This is a genomic window from Parapedobacter soli (genome assembly GCF_025460835.1).
GTDB classification, from domain to species: Bacteria; Bacteroidota; Bacteroidia; order Sphingobacteriales; family Sphingobacteriaceae; genus Parapedobacter; species Parapedobacter soli.
In genome coordinates, this window is the sequence record NZ_JAMXAY010000008.1 from 99,766 (window position 1) to 116,236 (window position 16,471).

Sequence of the window (16,471 nt, forward strand, 5' to 3'; positions counted from 1 at the left end):
TCTATCTTTTTATTCCTTTGGTTAATATCCTGCCCATCATACGGGACATGCCGGATGCACCCCTGCCCATCGTGGAGGCGGCGGATGAGATGCCGGACGTCGAGATGATCCATGTAGAGATGCTGGGTACGGTGAGCATGGTCAGTGCGCCGATAACGAAGGTGCCGATAACTATACCGAAGGACAGGATACCGTTGCTGGCGAAGGCAGCCAGTTTTTCCATGTCGGCTACTCCCGTTTCTCCGACCAGTGCTTGGTAGCGGGTAATCTCGGCCTCCATGGCATATTGTTGGAATAGCGACGCAATGTACAGCACCAAATAACCGATACCCGAGTACAGGTTGACCGAGATGAAGCGGGCAATCCATGTGCTGAACGAGTCCCGGAAGGCGGGCAGGATACTGGCTGCTACTGAAAACGGGCCAAGGATAATAAGGATGGTCGAGTAGATGATCTGGATAACGAATATAACATAAACGCATATACGCAGCAGCCAGATAGCGAGGGTTTCCAACAGGGAGGTAGCCAGTAGCTGGAGTCCCACCTTCATGCGGTTACGCACTTTGACCACCGCGTTCCATACCTCGGAAAAGCCCTCTTTGACGGAGGAGGTGACGGATTCCCATGCCTTGCCATACCACGTATCGGCCTCGGCTTTCGCCGTTTCGGTTTCGGCCTCGATGGTAAGGAGCTGGTCGGCCACTTCGACCATAAGCGCAGCGCGTTGGAGACGGAGGTTATTGACCTCGGCCTGGCTACCGTCGAATAAAACCTCGGTCTTGTTTGCCACGATGTCGGTTGGATAAGCGACGACCCGCGTAAAGGTAGGCCACCAGAGTATGACCATAACGAGGCCGAATGGCCTGAGCAGCGGCATGACCTCCAGCTGCTTGTCGCCCGCCATCATTTCGTAGGTCTTGATGGCGAAGAACACCAGCATGAAGATGGCGCAGAGTGCCTGCGCGTCGGCAATGAAGGCATCGTAGTGTGTCCAGATGGTATTTTTCATCTGCTTCAGGAAGTGCATCATGCCTTCTTCGTATACACCGTTGCCCTGCAAAAAATTAAAGGTTTCCTTGAAGGAATCCGGGACGCTCTGTATCCGGGTTCGGGTTGCATCGATAAATAGTTCTATCAGGTTCATAAAGGGTGTTTTATAGTTTGGATTTACTGAGGATATCGTCGGCGATCTGCCGGTCTGTCCTGCCGGGCGGGAGGGTGATGGACTGACCCGGCTCCGTGATCCTTGTATCGGCTTCCGTCAGGGACAGGTATAGTTTTATCCGCTGCTTCTTCGCTTCCCACATGGCGGAAAGCTGGCGGTATTCCCCAAGCACACGGTGGTAGGCCATGATGCGCGACCCCCTGTCCATGTTGGTCGTCCGTGCGGCATCAAGACGTTCGGCCAGTGCTTCCTTTTCTTCGCGATACCATTCCAACAGACCCGTATGGGTCAAATAGTCGCGTACGTTGGGTTCGGCCCCTTCCAATGGGTCTATCCCGTCTGTGAGCGAACGGAACTCACCGCGGTAGTAGAGCTGCCAGAGCGGATCGGCGGCAGATGCGGCACCGGCGTAGTTCACCATTTCGGTAAGGGCGGTGTTGCGCAAGGTATCCGCGTGTTTCTTATAGGCTTCCTCAGTGTTCTTCATGGCGGCGACAAGTCGCAACCGAAGGGTTTGGGGGCCTGTAAAACTAAGGGACCGTCGGTCGGTACGGGGGTAGTTGGGATGCCAGGCCCACGTTAGCCAGTACTGGTAATTGAGACCGAGGAATCCTTTCTTGGGCGTAAAATTATCGCGATTCCACTGCTTGAAAACCATGCGCTCCTGCTGGTGGACAATGTGCTTGTCGGTTTGGTATTTGACCGTCTGTGCCATGCCTTGCGTGATGGAGAGCGCCAGCACCACCGGCCATATGATAAGGTGAGTGTTCATATCATTGATCTGTTAAGAGGTTGGATTTATAGATGATATCGTCCACTAACCGCTTGTCCTGATTGATGAACTGCTGGTAAGGATTGAGCGTGCGGAATATACCATTGAACTTTGCCCAATACATGGATTGGTGCATGCTGTAAGCCAGTGCCCGCATCACGCGTAGTTCAAGGAGTATCTTGCGAAGTAGGACATCACGCTTTTCATAATCCATCAGTACATTCCGACCTTCTTTGAGGACAAATTCGGAGACCTCGCTGGCGAGGTTTACGCCCCGGCTTTTCATTTGCCTAGCCACGTCCTCCGCAAAGAGCAACAGGTGCGGCGCATCTCTTGCAGTCTGCACCATTCCGTTGCACTCACGGATGATATCGGCACCGATGCGACCAATCTGCCGAACGGTTAGCCCCGTGCGTAGTGCCTGGTCTACCTCGGTTAGTCCCCGATGGATCATGTCCTGCACCATGACTACGGAACTGACGTTGATGTTGATGTCGTTGAGACGATCCTTGATCGTCGACAGGTAGCTGTTGTGCATGATTTCTGCGGCGGAGCGCGCGGCGGCATTTTGACCAACGATGGACAGGTGCTTGCTATCATAGATAATGGTAACGTAGCTCTGAGCCTGCGCCAACTCGGCACCCATCATCAAGCCAAATAGCAGTATCATTGTTTTCGTTCTGTTCATTGCCGGATTTGTTTGAGTTTGGAGAGGATGTTGTCCACCAGCTGCCGGTCCCGGTTTACGTACTCCCCGAAAGGATTTATCGATGCGAGTATCCGTTTACGGTTAGCGTGATACATATTGGCGGCAAGCCCGCGGGAGGCCCCGGCGATACGCCGGAGCTCGGTCAGTACGTGACCGAAAAGAAGTCTGCGATCGCTGGCTTTCATCTGGTTGATGTCGCCGATACTGATGGCCAGTGCGTAAAGGTACCGGCTGAGCCGGTAGGCCCGGTCTGCCAGATCCTCTTCGGTTTGATAGGCCATCACGATGAGCATCGGGTCCTGTCCCGCCAGCCGGACGATGGTTACTTGGTGTTCCACGATCTCCCGGATAATCGGTGCTGCCTGTATACCGATCTGGGTAGCATCGATGGCAAGGCCAATGGTTTGGAAGCGGCTTTGCAGGGTACGGTACTTTTGCTTGAGATCGCCCATTTTCGAGCGATTGACTTCCTCGTTCGCCGAAGTGAGCGCCTGCCGGTTACGCGCGGTCTGCTGTCGGCTGTATTCGTCCTTGCTGTGCTGGACAAGTTGGTGCAATAGCTCGACGTTCAGTTGTGCGTGCCCTTTTGGCAGGAATGCCAAAAGGAAAAGGGCCGTTATCAGGGTCACTTTCATTGCTTGAGGTATTTTGCGTTGCGAATGATGTCATCGGCGATTCGCTTGTCGATGTTGATGAAACCCGCATACGGATTCAGTGAATCCAAGATGCCGCGCTGCTTGGCCCAATACATGGATCGGTACATGCCGTAAGCTACACCGCGCAGGATGGTCAGTTCAGTGACGATCCGGTTCAGCAGTTTGGCGCGTTCGCCCGAGTCCATGAGGTTGTCGCGCCCACCGCGGGTGACGAAGGAGCTGACTTCGGCGGCCAGTGCCGTTGCGCGGGTCTTGAACTCCCTTGCGCCTTCCTTTGCAAACAGCAGCAGTACAGGATTGCTGCCCGCGATGTCCATCGCTTTGTTCACATCCCGCACGATGTCGGTGCTGATGTCGACAATGTCCTTTACGGCAAGCAGGTTGCGCACCACGGCGGAGACTTCGCTGAGCCCCTTGTATATCTTGTCCTGCAAATCGTTTACGATGACGAGTTGCCCGGTGACGGCCAACTGCCCCCGCTGGATGAGGGTGAGATTGTCGTTGGTGGTATTGAGTTGTCCGTTGATGACGGCGGCATGGGCACCCGTGGCGGCGGCGACCGCCGGATCGATATAAATCTGGGCTTGCAGGTGCGCCCCGAAAAGGAGCATGCCCAACAGTGTGCATAATGTTCTCATGGTTGGAAATGGGTTAAAAGAAGTTAATCGATGCGCGGCTCTCCAGACGTTATCGGTCGCCCGGCTTCATTGACTTTGGAGACAAACGCGCCGAGGGCAAGGCCGCTGGCCTGCATGTCGGTGACAAAAGCCTCGAGTCCAGACTGGTAATCACCATGCGCACGGACGTAGGTCTGCACGGCATTCTTCTCAGGCTTTTCGGTTGTATAGCACAGATACTGGTAAATGGAAACCTCCACACCGTAGACCTCCCCAGTGGTTCCCCTGCGGATGTAGACCTCCTTGAATCTGCCCCGTCCGTCCTTGTTATCAAGCTGGTTAACCGTGAATATCTTGCGCCGCTCGGTCTCGGTAATGGAGAGCAGTTTGGCGATAGCATCGTAATTTTCGCGGAATTTAGCTTGGTCCAGCAGGCAGATCGTATCGGAGTTGGCGATGATGCTGTCCTTGACGATCGGGTTACCGAGGATGTCCCCGAGTTCCTGTGTGACCACGATGACCTCTCCCCAGAACTTCCTAACCGTCTTATACAGATAGAGGATGTACCCAGCCATAAGCGGACTCGCAATAGCCTTCCACGCTTCCTCTATAATGAGGGCTTTGCGCTGCGACGTACGGTGGCGCATCTTCTGAAGGAACACGTCCATAATAATCAAGGTCACTATGGGAAAAAGCACCTTGTTCTCTTTCAGGTTATCGATTTCGAACACAATGAAACGTTCGGAGAACAGCGACGAGTCGGCATCCTCGTTCAGCACGGTCCCGAACTCCTCGCCCGAATGGAATTTGCGCAGCACGTAGCGATATTCGTCCAGATCGAAAGTGATGGATTCCTGCTCGGTGATCTCGCGTATCCGGCCCACCGAATAGGTATAGAAGGAGTCGAAGTCCAGCTTCGCGGGTCTGCTCGGATTTTCCGGACCGGGATCGAGCCAGAAGTATTCGTAATAATAGGACGAGAGTACGTTGGACAGCACGGTGTCCTCGATTTGGGAGAGTTGCCCGTCAGCTCCCTTCCAAAGCAAGGCAATCAGGGTCTTGAGGAAATCCTTTTTTTCGAGGTTGAATTCCTTTTGCGAAATGGCGAAGGGATTCATCGAGATGGGTTTTTCCTCGGTATAGGTGATGTACTTACCGCCGTAGTAACTGCAAAGCCCGGAATAGGAGTCCCCGGTGTCGACGATGACCACATCCATGTTGTAACGGCAGTACTGTTCGACCAGGGCATTCATGAAAAAGGATTTTCCCGATCCCGACGGCCCTAAAGTGAACCTTGACCGATTGTTGACACGTCCGGTCCGCATGGGCAGATCCGATGGGTCGATTGCCACCGGCAGCCCCTGCCTGTCCGTGAAGCGTATCAGGAAATCCGAGTCATCGTCGGTCTGCATGGACTCCTTGAAGAGCAGGCAGAGGGCTGCATCGGACGTCGTGAGGAACCAGTCGTATTTTTTCAGTTCCACGCCATTGCCCGGCAATGCGGTCCGGAACAATTCCAGTTGGTTATAGCTATTCCGGGAGGGTATGATGCCCTGCTGGAAGAGGGCGGCCTCGATGTAATTGGCGGCCTTGCCGATCTTTTCGCTCTCGGCACACAGGACGATGTTGAAGTGGGCGTTCACCAGCAACTGGTTCTCGCGGGCCACGTCCACCAGCAACTGGTCGATATCCTCCACAGCGATCAGGTTGGCCGGATCGGGCACGCCTGAATGCCGTTTGCGTTTCAGTTCAAGCTTGTTCAGCGTGGCTTGCTGTCCGGGTATCTCAATCAGCTGGTTGTAGATAATACAACGGTAGTCCGGTACGTGGTGCAGGAAAAAGAGGTTATCCACCGGGAAGTCCCGGAGGTACCGCCCATCCTGCTTTTGGGTATAGGTGCTGACCGTCTCGGGCAGATCGATGGTGTCGGTGTTGATCAGGCTGATGCTACGGAGTGTCCGTTCGCCCATATCGAGTTGCCGGTCGTTCGCCAGCAGGTTGTCCAACACAATGTTTTCCGATGCGAAGTCCATTGCCAGTAGGCGCGATACATAGCTACGTATGTCCGGCTCGCCGAGGCGGTACGGCTGCATGCCTGCACCGTGCAGCAGGTCGTGGATCTTATCCATGTCCTGGCTGAAGTCAGCCAGCGCTCTGGGGTCGTGGACGTAAAAGGTCCCGCGTTTCACCTGCCGGGTGATGGCCAGGAACGTGTCGATGCTGGTGTACTCCCGGCCTTGGAAGTGCTCGTTATATTTGCGTTGGAGGAATTCGTCGGCCTCCGGCGCGCGATAGGTTCCGCGGGAAAAGATATCCTGTTTCTGGACAATGTAGCCTTCGCCGAGTATCTTAATCATGTTAAGCAGCACGCCATGGTAGGCGGTATAGGGTTCCGGATCGGCTCCGTACTGCATGACGGGATTGCGGATGCGTAGCAGAGCGGAGAAGTCTCCCCGCTCACCGTAGAGCAGGGGCTCCCCATGGTAATGGTCGATGCCTGCATAGGGCATGCGGAATGCCGTCTTAGGGTGATGTGTCTGCATAGTTGGTCTTGAGATGTACGGGATGGATGAATATGCCTTTGTGTCGGGTCTTGTCGTGGAGGCCGTTCTTCTGGCGATGGAAAGTGAAGGTGAGTCCTCCGGCAATGGCAAGGATGGTGACCAGCCCACCGAGGTACATATTGGTGAGTGCCCCGGTTAGTCCACCGCCTACCAGACCGAGCGCCAACGAGGCAATGCCCCAGCCGATGAACTTTCCTTTGAACCCCCGATATACGAGGGGCTTCTGAAGCCCCTTGTATATGGAGAAGTAGCGGATCATCAGACGCCGAAGAATGCCTTGATGACCACCGAAACCAGTACGAGAAACAGGCAGGAGCCGCCCCAGCCCATCAATTCTTTATTGATGTCCTGATCGCCCGAGTTCCACTTGATGTAGACACGGACGCCGCCGATGATGCCGACGACGGCCCCGATGGCCAGGGTAAGCGTAGAGACAGGATCGACATAACTGGTGAGTGAGGAAGTGGCGGCATTGATACCGGTGGTTCCCCCGCCGCCCTGCGCAAGTAGGGTATTTGCAGTGGTTAGGATAAGCGTAGCAAACGCGAACAATCTTTTGGTTGTCACTGTCATTGGAAAATGATTAGAAGGTGAGAAATATGGGTTAACTGACCCCGTAAAGGGCTCTGAGGAAGGTGCTGACAAGCGTAAGGAAGAGGCATGAAAAAAACCAGCCCATGACTTGTCCGTCGATGTAATGGTGTTTGCCGGATTGCCAGTTGGTATAGATGCGCAGCCCACCGAGGATGCCGGCAATCGCACCGATGACCAGCACCAGATCGGATAGACTGAAATACCAGCGATGCATCTCGCCCGATGCTTTATAGAACTCGCCAATACCGGGCTGTGCGCTGCCTATAGTCGGCAGGGTACAAAAAATGATGACGATAGCCATCTCTGCAGTTAAAGATTGCGGCATGATCAGTAGGATATCGCACGGGTATGCTCGATGAGATTGTCCTTGGCGAGGTTGAACAACTCCTTCAACCCGACCGCCCCGGTGGAAAGGATCGGTCCGGACAGCCCGATCGGCGGCCGCTCGGCCAGTGGTGTGACGTCGGCTTCGTCCTGTGCCGGTTGGGTAGGCTCCGCACCGGATTCCGGTAGCGGGTCGTCTGCCGGTTCGATGATCTGGGGACGGACGTCTTCATCGAAGAAGAGCACGTTCCCTGCTTTTTCGGTACCGGGCGGCCTCCGGGTGGTGAACAGGTCGTATAAGAGGTTGAGGCCGTAGTAGGCCAAATAAATGAGAGCGAGGGTAAGTAGGAAACTTGTCCAGTTCATGGTTCTGAGTTTTTAAGGGTTTCTTGAATGTGTTTCGGTAGCCAGGGATGCTGGCCGATGTACCGGTGCAGAGCATAGACGATGAACCGGTTCATGTCGACGCCTTTGGCGAGCTTGATGCGCTTGAGCAGGTTCATCGTCCGGCTGTCTACGCGGATGAGGCTTTTCTCGGTACCTTCGAGTTTAAACGCATCGATTGCTTGGAAAAATTCCGCGGCCTTCCGATCATTTACGGAACGTTTCGGGGACTTTCTGGGCTTTGTCGGAAGGACTGGTTCCGCTTTTTCTTTAGCGGGCGGCCGGTCGCTTTCCGTTTCGTCGGTACGCAGCTTTTCGCGCAACTGGTCTGCGAGCGATTTGATTTCGTTCATTTAGCCGCCTCCTTATTGATATAGCTGCCGTAGATCAGGTCGAGCACCGGTTGTACGGCAGGTAGAACCGTGGCCGGGGTGTGGAGCGTGTCCACCCGCTGGAAGCCGATGCGGTCGGCGATGCCCGGACTGACGGTTCCGAAACGTGATAGCGCCCGGTCCACGTCTTGGCGGGTGTCGTAGCGTACGGTGGCTTTGATGCGGTTAGGCACGAAAACGATGGATGCACGGTTATTGATTTTTCCGGCGACCATCGCGAAAAGCAGCGTCGAGTCGACCGAAAACTCATCGTAGTTGAACGGGCAGAGGATAAGGTCGCCTGAGAGGATGACCGGAATCAGTCCGTCGTCGTCCATCTTGCCGGGTAGGTCGATCAATACCGTCTCTTTCGGATTGCGGGTAAGCACTTCAAGCAGCATGGGAAAATGGGTTAGGTCTGCCGGAATGACTTCATAGGGTGCGGTGTTGTCCAGTATCTTGGCCTTTTCGTACTTAGCCGCTACGGACTGCTGGTAGTCCATATCGAGCACGGTGACTTTACGTTTGTGTGCCTCTGTGAGGTAATTGGCCAGCAACAGGGTGAGCGTGCTCTTGCCTGCGCCGCCCTTTTGGTTTCCTATCAAGATTACCATAATGGGGAGTTTTAAATTGTGTTATCTGGTGTTGGTTCGTGCCTTTTTCTTGCGGCGGCGGTTGCGTCCAAGGGTGGCCTCGTCGTCGATATCGTCCGAGATACTAATGTCGAGGGCGACCAGAGCCATGTCGGGATCAGTAGTGTCGATGGCGGAGTCGGTTTCCCACGGCCGGTCGAGCGTGGGTTTGGTTTGAGACCAAGCATGGGGTTCCGGCTGGCTACTATGCGGTTGTTGCCGTCCGCCTGTAGTCGCTCGGTGCGCAATAAATTCCCCCATCGGCATGACTTCACCGCCTTTGTAGACGGCTTTTGCTGCATGGTCGATGAGGGTGTAGCCGTAAGGCGGCTTTCCGCTCTTACCATGGAATACGGCCTGTAGCCCAAATTTTTCGTATAGGAAGGAGAACAAAGTTGAGCTGTATCCGGCATCGGTCGCATACGGCGTTGGATCGTACTTGCTGCGATACCGTTCGATGATTGCACGCACCTGTGCGACCCTACCTTTGTCCTTTTCCCGTGCGGCGATCCGTTCATCCACTTTGGCCACATCGATGCTGGCAAGCTCCTTGCCGTATTTAGAAATGGCGTATGCGCCATCTTTTAATGCCAGCGTATAGCCCCGGGTTTCGAGGATCATCATGAACTGCGCGCGGGTGGAGAAGCTGTAGTCGAGTGCTTTTTTCAAGTCGGCGGAGGTGGCCTGCCGTTCATCCTTACCCATGATTTGATTTAATACCCGGTATGCTCGGATCTTTTCGTATTTGTCGGATATCTTTTTACCATCCCTGCCCACACGTGTAGAGACTAGGTGCACGTGGTTGTTAGCCGTGTCCCTGTGGAAGATGAGCAGGTAGGGCTGATTGCCGTAGCCCATGTCCTCCATCCATTTTTGTGCGATGTCCGAGAGATCCTCCTTGCTGTGGGCGCGACCTTTGGTCGAAATAGCGACATGGAACTGTGGGTATTTGATGCGGGTGCTGCGTGCCGATACGGCCTCGAGGTAGTTCACGTAGTCCTGCGGACGGAGATTTTCCAATCCCTGGAGTGCACCGAAATTCCGGACAAGCAGCAGCTCGCCCCGATCCTTATCAACTTTTCCGGTGTTGTACCGGACAGCCCTAAAGGTGGCAGATTTCTTCAGTATCTTGACAATCATCGTGCGGTTGTTAGGAATGCTTCATGGCGCGGAGCAGCCCACGGATGTTCTTTTCAAGTTCGCGCTGGATGCGTATGTAATCCGTAAACAGGCGGTTGAATTCGGTTGCAACTTCCGGCGCGAGCCTGCCCTGCCTGTTCAGTACATTGGCGTGTCTTGCGAGTTGGTTGATGTTGTTACCCGCACGCCCCAACTCGGCACCGATGGTATCGAGGGCGGTGAGCAGTTCCGCGGTATTGACGGCCACCACTGCGCCGCCGCCGAGTACTCGCCTGCGAATGACTTCCATGCGGCTCATGCCGGAGGCTTTCTGGATTTCCAGCAGCTTGGTAAATTCCTCGTCGGTGAGCTTGGCCTTGATCAGGCGCGTTCGTTTTCCGGTCAGCATGGGCGGCCTTCCGGGCTTTCTTTTAGGCTTGTCCATAGGCTTGAATATTATCTTTAGCCTTCCTTTTGGAAGAAAAACCAAGTTGCGCAGGTTTTTCCCCCTTTGTCCGAGGCTCCCCTATCGGGGTGCCGCGGGGCAAAGGCAAGGTGGTTTTCGGGGGACCCGAAAACACAACTTGCAGCTGACAAAACAACGGGTGGTGTGTTAGGGGTTTTGGCTGCTGACCGGATGTTTACGCTTGCGGGCGCGGTAGCGGCTGCGTGCGTAAACTCCGGAGGGTTGTGCTTATTCAGCCTATCAGCAAATCGCTTAAGTAGCTTATCGACAAAACAGCCTATTGTATAGCTGATTAGTTAGCCTATTAACAAATTGCTTAGCTAGCTTATCGACAAAACGGCCTATTGTATAGCTGTTTAGTTAGCCTATTAGCAAAGCATAGTACTATATAAAGCGCCTAGTCATCGTTGGTAGGTAGCCATGACCTTCTCGAAAATATGTTCTTCCTCCCACGGGAGGCGGCGCGGCGGACGCGCCATGAGCATCTCATTATAATCGTTATATCCCTCATAAGTAGCGGAGCAATCGCGGGCATGCGGCAACGCATTGTGCAGGGTACGGAAGGCCATTTCACCCGCCCTATCGCGGTCGAAATAGGTATTGATCTGCCCATAGGCACGCGCCCTGTCCACCGCGGCGTCAATCAGGTTGACTGAGTTGAGGACGATGACCGTATCGGAAGCAGCTGGATTATCGGTCTTCCAGCTAAGGTAGTCCATGAAGCCCTCGAATATCGAAAGGTTGCCGGGGTCGCCGGGCAAGAAGGTGATGGCCTTGCGGCCGAGGCACGACTTGAAGTCGCGGTCGCCGACGCGGTTGCGGAGTTCCCATGCACCGGCTTCATTCTGCCAGCCTGCAGAGAAGAACTGCCTACCCTGCTTTGGGCCACTATCGACAGCATAATAGACCTCTTTGATCTTGCTCTGGGCGGCCTCCCATATCCCTCGGCTTTTCAGGTATCGGGTAATTGCAGGGTGGCTATCCAGTTCCTTAACGGTTTCAACCCGGTAGTTGGCCACGCGTTTAGCCTGCTGGCGTGGGCGTTTCCGCTGTTTGTTATCCAGCGACATTGTTTGCACGGGAATAGCCATGATGTTGCTGATCCGTTCGATCACCTCGGGAAAGGTCGCCGGATGCCAGTAAGCGAGCCCGAAGTCGATGACATTGCCGCCTCTGATGCCGGATCGACCTTGGCCGCCGTGGTCGAACCAAACGTCCATGATGTCGTTGACACAGAGCGAAGGGGTACGTTCCTCACGAAGCATGCTCCTGTAAAAAAGTTCTCTGCCCGAGCGGTAAGCTGGCGTGTGGCCAAGGCGGGTGAGCAGGTCGACCAAGGATACTTGGTCTTTAATCTGCTCAGCATTTATCCATTTAGCCATAATAATTTGGTTTTTATGTTTGTTGAAATAATATAAGGGGGCCGAAGCCCCCTCTGGTTATATTCTTGGTGGTGTTTTGAATTCTATCGTTCGGATTGTTGTTGATCCTGTTGACGTATCGCTACGCGAGTGGACACTCTATATTGATAATGTTATCGGGAATACTCACGTGGGTAATTACATACCCGCCGAAACCGGCTGCCTATGGTTCATCGGGACAGGTGCCGTTGCATACACGTATGCGGCGGGAGACCGGCCGACTGCACTGTAATTCCCGGCTCTCACCGGAAATGCTTCTTCCCCAAATGTCAAAGAACGTGTCCTTTTATGGGGTCAAAATTGCCGAGGGTGCAGACGGGGGGTTCCCAATTCGAAAATGTTGGTATCAATTTTTTTTGAGTGGGATTTTTTGGTTTTGGTGGGGATTTTTGGTTTAATCAGGCCGGTTTTGGCAAAAAAGGCATATAAATTTCATGATAGCATCGAAAACAAACGAGCTATTACGCCTTCAATGCTGAAGACATTGATTTTGGGCATGACATGAACGAAATCTTTTAACAAGTTCGCCGCATTGGTAAGGCCTGTTTTTTGGCAGGTTTTTAGCTAACGCAGTAGCAAATTAATTTTTTGGTATTCTTTTTTTGGGCTTGTACTTAAAGGATTCCTCAATTCGGCCATGAATGGCCCCTCGCATTTCATCGAGGTACTTGGTATAGCTAACGGTTTTACGGCGGGTAATATCGACGAACATACGATAAGCCTGCGCCAAGTCGACATCAAGACTTTCCTCTAACCAACCTACAATATCCGAAATCTCTGCTTTTCCATCATTGATACGTTGCGTGTAGTAAATACCATAAGCAATTTCGATTAGCTCAACCTTATCTCCAGACCATCGACGTTTTCTACCAACAAGCAGTTCGGCCATGATTGAGTTGTCAGGATTCCGGTAGAGCAGCCGGAGTCTGCGTATGATAAAGTCACGCACCATTTCATAGGCACGGAACATCGAAAATAGATAGTCCATTTCAGTAGAAAACCCGCTATCCTCCGGTTGATGTTCCTGCCCCGGCGAGAAAGTGGATTTGTTCCGGCAAAGGAAAAATTCCGCATCCTTGGCCGTCTCGTCAGCCAGATAGTATTCATAGCCAAAAGCGTGTTGGCGGATAAAGCGGTTGATGACACCCAATTCACTCATATAGTAGTCCCGGACCATTTGATCCGTACCAACGGGCAAGGCGCCGAGGATGTGGTGCAGTTCCACCACATAGATATGCCAGCAATAAAACCGTGGTTTGGTGTACTTGAAAAAATGGATTTCGTCGCGATCATCCGCAAAGGGATGTGCCCGAAGGTATTGCCGAAGGTGTTGTATGGTTGCAGCGATGCACGAAAGGGAATCGGTCAAATTAGCAAGAGAGTCTTTTAATGTTCCGTTGATGGATTCCAACTGTTCCGTCATACCGGAATAAAGGATTTCGATGTCCTTGGTTATCATGGCACGATGTTTTAGTAAATCCCTCCCAACAATAGGGAAAAGGAACCCCAAAATTACAGGGCCGCAAACAAGAACCTTTCGTTGGTTTAGCGTATTTGGATAGGTATCTTTTACCTATTATGCTTCCGGTTAGGACGGCGTATTGAGTTTGGCGAGCAATTCCTCGCGAGAGGTAACGCCGATCTTGAGGAAAATATTCTCGCTATGTTTGTCTACGGTGCGGCCGGAGATAAACAATTTATCGGCAATCTCACGGCGCTTGAGTCGGTGGCAAAGTAGAACCGCTATTTCCGTCTCCCGAGGGGTAAGCATTTCGCGGACACAGTTCATGCGGATGACTTCTGTATCCATGGTCAGTTGGCGAAGACTGTCCAGCTGCCGCTGCTCGGCGCGGCTCAGGGTGACCGATCGGTAGATGAACAATGCAGTGATAACCAAAAAGCCTAGATTGGTAAACAGCGCCTCGGTCAGCTGCCCTAATTCGAAGTAAGCAATAATTGTCATGGCCGACCAAGGTGCCACCGCGAGGTACATCAGTATTTCTTCCATATACCGCTTTTTATTCCGGTTCTCCCTATAGGCAACGCGGATGGCCCGCAGGATTGCCCAGAGTAACACCATAGAGTAATAAAAAGGCACCACTACGCCATACCGGATCGCCAACCAGAGATCCTTATGCCAAGCATAGCTGATTACAAAGAACAAGAGGAACGGCAGAAGCAGGAACAGCGGTACTCCATACAGTGCATGGAAACGCAATAACCGTAAATTGAATACACGGTAAAAATAGTAGGGAAAATATGCCGCCGTCAGGAAGCCAGTACCATAAGCGACAATGTTTTGAATATGTACCGGTATATCGATTGTCGGATCGGGGAACAGGCCTCCGGTGATGTTGTAGACGATGAGCAGACCAAGTAACACCAGAAAATACCTACGGTGGCGATCAGCCGGACGTATCAGGTAAAGGGCCAATTGTACACAGAACATCGCACATTCCAGCAGGGTGAATACAAAGGTGACTATGTGCATCTCTGTACCCGGTAGCAGCATCTATCCTCCCATCTTTGCTGGCATCCGTCGCATGAAATACAACGTATGACTACCCATATCGAGCGAATCATAGATTGTGAACCCGAACCGTTGGTACCACGGCAGGTTCTCTGTGACGGAAGTCTCCAGATAAACCGGCAGTCCGTCTCGTGACGCCACGTCAATCACACTCTGCAAAAGGGTACTGCCAATGCCTGCGTGTTGACGGGCGGGATCCACGCCGATGAACCAGAGGTAAGCCATATCTTCTTTCGGCTGTATCTTATTGATTTGCTCCTCCCGCCGTAATACACGGCGGATTCTGTGCAACCCAATAGCACGAAAGGCCAACTGTGCATCTAGCACTACCGACTTCAATGTTGTCCGCTTACGATGCGGGTACAATATCAGTGCACAGGCTGTACGATCCTCGTCAAGGTATACATCGCCGAAACGGAAGCAGATCTCGACAGAATATNCAACTGTGCATCTAGCACTACCGACTTCAATGTTGTCCGCTTACGATGCGGGTACAATATCAGTGCACAGGCTGTACGATCCTCGTCAAGGTATACATCGCCGAAACGGAAGCAGATCTCGACAGAATATTCCATTAACGCGCGAATGCGCTTCGATTGACCTTCGCTGCTGCCTACGACATAGTTGACGCTGCCGTTGGCCGCGAAGGCTTGAGATAACAAGTGTACTAACAAGGGTTTGTCTTGGTATGTTGCAAGCATCATCATGTTTTTTCATAGGGTTGCCGAATTTCGGCATTTCATAGACAATCGTAGCTTATATAACTTTAGCTTTCATATAAGACAACGATATTACAGCTAAAAATGCCACAAATTCGTGATTCTTTATCAGTTTACCAAACTAACCAAGGTAACATCTGCCCAAAATGACCAATGGATACCTTCCCGAAATCAGAAAAATCATCTGGAAAAAAAGGCCGGTGTTATGAGCGAAAAAGATTCCTGAAGTTTGAGGGACGGTTGATTGACCGAATGCGCTTGCCGCGGGTTCTCGGAGGTGGGTAAATCAGAATAGTCGGATTTGGATACGAAAGTATTGGCAATCCGATTTGTTGCCTGCGCTATATCCGGAAAACTCGCGGTAAAGCGTAGCGTCGGCTATCTATTCGGCTTGAGTAAAAAAACTAATAAAGTCGATGACCCGTTTCACGAATTTTATTTGTCTTTTAACAGTTGCTCCAAGTAAGCAATTTTATCTTTCTCGGCTTGCAACAAGCGTTCATAAAGGTCCACGATTTTATCCGTGGTATTAAAGGTGGGCTGATAATTCACCGAACTTGCTATTAACGTCGAACTATCGCTGCTCGTATTATGATACGTGTTGTTTATGATGTTAAATACAGCTTCCTCGTCAAAATTCCTAATTGCTTCTGGATTGATATTTAGGATAGCAGCCACCTGCTCCAATAGGTCTTCTTCGACTTTTTCTTTGGCTTCCAACTGGGAAATCTTCTTTTGCGTCCAGTCTTCGCCCAATTCATAGGCAAGGGTTTCCTGCTTCATGCCGAGCATTTCCCTGAACCGTTTTATGTTTCGTCCCTCGTGTACTTGTTGTGTTCTTTCCATGACGATAAAATGATGCGACAAAAGTAGCGCTCTAATTTGCTGCCACCTACGAAAATACGGAATATTTTACGAATAAGATATGCTTTTAGCGGGATAATTTATGCCGGCTAAGGGTTTGAATATGCTTTTACGGTTAGGGAGCTTTGTTGTCAGAACCAAATACTGCGAACCATGAAAAAACAAAAAACAGAGGTTAGGACGGTTGACAAATATGAAGGGTATTCCGAAATCGGAGAAATGTACTCGTCCAAATGGAGAAAGGTAGACCTATTAATTCCAAGCAACTTCCGGATGCTCTGCGCCATCCTCAGTGTCAAACCTGATGAGATTCTTGGCGATTTTATGCGGATGGTAAGTTACGCTGCATCAGATCAAGGGACGGAAAAACAACGCAAGGCCGCTAAGAAATTCTTTCTTGTCTGTCGGTTCGGGCAACCGGCATATCCCGAAAAAGACATAAACGCAATGTTCAAAGAGCTGAAAGCGGTGAAGACAATTTATAATACTACAGAAAACATGGATTGGGACGACAAAGAACTGTAATACTCCCCATTCTTTGGGCCAAAGGTTCAGTATGCTAAG

General features: G+C 52.0%; 21 protein-coding genes. 2 read left to right on the forward strand and 19 right to left on the reverse strand.

Features of this window, described 5'->3' with window-relative positions; translation table 11 throughout:
- Position 1: 1 nt before the first annotated feature.
- The 15 genes from NGM62_RS05690 to NGM62_RS05760 form a co-directional block, all read right to left on the reverse strand.
- On the reverse strand, positions 2–1,144 hold the full coding sequence (locus tag NGM62_RS05690; RefSeq protein WP_262246514.1) for a plasmid transfer protein: 1,143 nt from the start codon (positions 1,142–1,144) through the stop codon (positions 2–4).
- A gap of 10 nt (positions 1,145–1,154) precedes the next feature.
- Positions 1,155–1,937 (reverse strand): hypothetical protein, encoded by a 783-nt coding sequence (locus NGM62_RS05695; protein WP_262246515.1) that lies wholly within the window; start codon positions 1,935–1,937, stop codon positions 1,155–1,157.
- Position 1,938: 1 nt separating this feature from the next.
- Positions 1,939–2,625, reverse strand: coding sequence for a hypothetical protein (locus NGM62_RS05700; RefSeq protein ID WP_262246517.1), 687 nt, complete (start codon positions 2,623–2,625; stop codon positions 1,939–1,941).
- Positions 2,622–3,281: a hypothetical protein gene (locus NGM62_RS05705; protein ID WP_262246519.1), complete on the reverse strand. Its 660-nt coding sequence runs from the start codon at positions 3,279–3,281 to the stop codon at positions 2,622–2,624. The genes NGM62_RS05700 and NGM62_RS05705 overlap by 4 nt, the downstream gene beginning before the upstream one ends.
- The gene (locus NGM62_RS05710) at positions 3,278–3,940 is read right to left on the reverse strand and encodes a hypothetical protein (RefSeq protein ID WP_262246520.1); all 663 of its coding nucleotides are present in this window, start codon (positions 3,938–3,940) and stop codon (positions 3,278–3,280) included. The genes NGM62_RS05705 and NGM62_RS05710 overlap by 4 nt, the downstream gene beginning before the upstream one ends.
- Before the next feature lie 23 nt (positions 3,941–3,963).
- Positions 3,964–6,462, reverse strand: coding sequence for a TraG family conjugative transposon ATPase (locus NGM62_RS05715; protein ID WP_262246522.1), 2,499 nt, complete (start codon positions 6,460–6,462; stop codon positions 3,964–3,966).
- Positions 6,443–6,742 carry a DUF4133 domain-containing protein gene (locus NGM62_RS05720; RefSeq protein WP_262246524.1) on the reverse strand — a complete coding sequence of 100 codons (300 nt, stop codon included), beginning with the start codon at positions 6,740–6,742 and terminating at the stop codon, positions 6,443–6,445. The genes NGM62_RS05715 and NGM62_RS05720 overlap by 20 nt, the downstream gene beginning before the upstream one ends.
- Positions 6,742–7,056 carry a DUF4134 domain-containing protein gene (locus NGM62_RS05725; RefSeq protein WP_262246526.1) on the reverse strand — a complete coding sequence of 105 codons (315 nt, stop codon included), beginning with the start codon at positions 7,054–7,056 and terminating at the stop codon, positions 6,742–6,744. Before NGM62_RS05725 ends, NGM62_RS05720 begins: the two co-directional genes overlap by 1 nt.
- Positions 7,057–7,087: 31 nt before the next feature.
- On the reverse strand, positions 7,088–7,402 hold the full coding sequence (locus NGM62_RS05730; RefSeq protein WP_262246528.1) for a DUF4134 domain-containing protein: 315 nt from the start codon (positions 7,400–7,402) through the stop codon (positions 7,088–7,090).
- Positions 7,403–7,404: 2 nt separating this feature from the next.
- A complete protein-coding gene (locus NGM62_RS05735) occupies positions 7,405–7,767 on the reverse strand; it encodes a hypothetical protein (protein ID WP_262246529.1) in 363 nt (120 codons plus the stop codon).
- A complete protein-coding gene (locus NGM62_RS05740) occupies positions 7,764–8,138 on the reverse strand; it encodes a hypothetical protein (RefSeq protein WP_262246531.1) in 375 nt (124 codons plus the stop codon). The genes NGM62_RS05735 and NGM62_RS05740 overlap by 4 nt, the downstream gene beginning before the upstream one ends.
- Complete coding sequence (locus NGM62_RS05745) at positions 8,135–8,770, reverse strand: ParA family protein (protein ID WP_262246533.1); 636 nt, start codon at positions 8,768–8,770, stop codon at positions 8,135–8,137. Before NGM62_RS05745 ends, NGM62_RS05740 begins: the two co-directional genes overlap by 4 nt.
- 21 nt (positions 8,771–8,791) lie before the next feature.
- On the reverse strand, positions 8,792–9,928 hold the full coding sequence (locus tag NGM62_RS05750; protein WP_262246535.1) for a relaxase/mobilization nuclease domain-containing protein: 1,137 nt from the start codon (positions 9,926–9,928) through the stop codon (positions 8,792–8,794).
- A 10-nt stretch (positions 9,929–9,938) separates the two neighbouring features.
- The gene (locus tag NGM62_RS05755) at positions 9,939–10,352 is read right to left on the reverse strand and encodes a MobC family plasmid mobilization relaxosome protein (protein ID WP_262246537.1); all 414 of its coding nucleotides are present in this window, start codon (positions 10,350–10,352) and stop codon (positions 9,939–9,941) included.
- Between the two features lie 422 nt (positions 10,353–10,774).
- Positions 10,775–11,755, reverse strand: coding sequence for a toprim domain-containing protein (locus NGM62_RS05760; RefSeq protein WP_262246539.1), 981 nt, complete (start codon positions 11,753–11,755; stop codon positions 10,775–10,777).
- A gap of 76 nt (positions 11,756–11,831) precedes the next feature.
- Between NGM62_RS05760 and NGM62_RS05765 the strand changes: the two genes are divergently transcribed.
- Entirely contained in the window at positions 11,832–12,026 is a 195-nt protein-coding gene (locus NGM62_RS05765) for a hypothetical protein (RefSeq protein ID WP_262246541.1), read from the forward strand.
- A gap of 348 nt (positions 12,027–12,374) precedes the next feature.
- Here NGM62_RS05765 and NGM62_RS05770 read toward each other — a convergent pair whose 3' ends face one another.
- From NGM62_RS05770 to NGM62_RS05785, 4 genes are all read right to left on the reverse strand, one after another.
- Complete coding sequence (locus tag NGM62_RS05770) at positions 12,375–13,253, reverse strand: RteC domain-containing protein (RefSeq protein ID WP_262246543.1); 879 nt, start codon at positions 13,251–13,253, stop codon at positions 12,375–12,377.
- A 129-nt stretch (positions 13,254–13,382) separates the two neighbouring features.
- The gene (locus tag NGM62_RS05775; protein ID WP_262246545.1) at positions 13,383–14,285 is read right to left on the reverse strand and encodes a helix-turn-helix transcriptional regulator; all 903 of its coding nucleotides are present in this window, start codon (positions 14,283–14,285) and stop codon (positions 13,383–13,385) included.
- Between the two features lie 21 nt (positions 14,286–14,306).
- On the reverse strand, positions 14,307–14,663 hold the full coding sequence (locus tag NGM62_RS05780; RefSeq protein WP_262246546.1) for a GNAT family N-acetyltransferase: 357 nt from the start codon (positions 14,661–14,663) through the stop codon (positions 14,307–14,309).
- 815 nt (positions 14,664–15,478) lie between these two features.
- Positions 15,479–15,889: a helix-turn-helix transcriptional regulator gene (locus tag NGM62_RS05785; RefSeq protein WP_262246548.1), complete on the reverse strand. Its 411-nt coding sequence runs from the start codon at positions 15,887–15,889 to the stop codon at positions 15,479–15,481.
- Positions 15,890–16,060: 171 nt separating this feature from the next.
- Between NGM62_RS05785 and NGM62_RS05790 the strand changes: the two genes are divergently transcribed.
- The gene (locus NGM62_RS05790; RefSeq protein WP_262246549.1) at positions 16,061–16,432 is read left to right on the forward strand and encodes a hypothetical protein; all 372 of its coding nucleotides are present in this window, start codon (positions 16,061–16,063) and stop codon (positions 16,430–16,432) included.
- The last annotated feature ends 39 nt before the right edge of the window (positions 16,433–16,471 follow it).